Origin of the sequence: Paenibacillus sp. EPM92 (genome assembly GCF_016586185.1) — a bacterium.
Classification (GTDB): Bacteria; Bacillota; Bacilli; order Paenibacillales; family NBRC-103111; genus Paenibacillus_G; species Paenibacillus_G validus.
The window spans coordinates 1-1,533 of the sequence record NZ_BCPS01000122.1 but is presented as its reverse complement, the minus strand read 5'-3'; the positions used below and the strand labels follow the sequence as shown (position 1 = coordinate 1,533).

1 protein-coding gene is annotated in these 1,533 nt (G+C 51.5%); it reads right to left on the bottom strand.

What is annotated here, in order from left to right; genetic code table 11:
• Positions 1–190 precede the first annotated feature (190 nt).
• Positions 191–1,429 (bottom strand): IS110 family RNA-guided transposase, encoded by a 1,239-nt coding sequence (locus JMF85_RS27755; protein WP_127610828.1) that lies wholly within the window; start codon positions 1,427–1,429, stop codon positions 191–193.
• Positions 1,430–1,533 lie beyond the last annotated feature (104 nt).

Here is a 1,533-nt window from a genome sequence, read left to right as displayed (position 1 = left end):
AAAGTCCAGCGGTAAGATGTCAAGTCCCTGATTCGCGGTAATTGGAAATTCTTTTGATGGAAAATCGCTTTGAGTCAGGAAAAATGGCATCACGAAATAAACCCTGAGTAAAATCGAGTGATTTTTCCAGGATATACCTCGATTTTACTGGGAATTCCCAATGGGCTTCGCAGAAAGTAGGTGAGAAGCTTTAGGCGTTAGTCACCTTCCTCCGCGGCGTGTAGACTTGGTCGTTGCGTAGCAGCACATCGACCAGACGCACAAGTTTTCTTGCGGTTAAGACGAGGGCGCGTTTGTGTTGGTGCTTCGTGACTTCGTTGTATTTTTTCCGGTAGTACTCTCCGAATTCTGCGTCGCGGTTCTTTACCAAGTTGGCAGCTTCAACCAGGTAATAACGCAGAAACCGGTTGCCGGATTTAATACGGGACGTTTCTTCGGCTTCAAACTTGCCAGACTGATTCTTTCGCCAAGTAAGCCCAGCGTACTTCGCCAGAGCGGCTTGATCATCAAAGCGATGGATGTCACCGATTTCGGCGATAATACCAGCGCTGTAGATCGGGCCGATACCGGGAATCGTCTTCAGGACGTTTTCACCGGGTAAGCCGGCGATAATGCGTTCAATCGCCTTGTCGAGCTCCTTGATTTGCTTCTGCGTACTTCGAATGGCTTCGATAGAAGTGCCCAGGATGATATCGATGGAGTCCTCGACGACTTTTGAGAGACGATAGGAAGCACGCGCGGCTTTCTGGATGCACCTCGCTACACCCTCCGGATCAGGGAATCGATTACGGCCCTTATCCTTGAGGTAGTCGGCTAAATCCGCCACATCCATCGAGCTGATCTCATCCAGGCTGTATTTCTCAAGGAGCAATTCAGTGATGGCATGGCCGAAGGCGGAGCTCTCCACCTCCGCGGAGAACGCACTGCACTTGTAGAACAGGTGCTGGAGAAAGTACTGCTTCTCTCGTGTCAGGTTGTGGACGAGGTGAAACCGCATGCGGGTCAGTCTTTGAAGAGCGATGTACTGCTCTTGGGCGACAACGGTCATCGGCAGCCTTCCAAAACGCAGCCTGTCTGCAATAATCCAGGCATCGATGCGGTCGTTCTTATCGAGGTCCACATAGGCTTCCTTGAACTTGCTAATGAGCTTCGGATTAATGGTAAATACCTTCGTATGCCGCTCGCTGAGAAGCTTGTCCTCATGCAGGAACATGGCGGGGTGCCAACTGTAAACCGATGTTGATTCCAGACCGATGTGAATCTCCGATGGCTTGATGCGGTCAGCGTGGGCAAGGATCTGATCCCGCAGGTGGCAGGCACCGTGGTAGTTGTTGAGCACCGTGAACGCTTGGAGGGTATCGCCGCCACTATCCATGATGCACACCTTTAAATCTTGCGAACTCACGTCAATCCCGACAAACAACTTCACGTGGGATTCCTCCTTTCTTTATGGGATTCAGGGACTGGACCTTTCGGGATGCCCCCAGCGCACTCGCCGTTCAATCACCCTCGCATATGAGAACTCACTTCGGT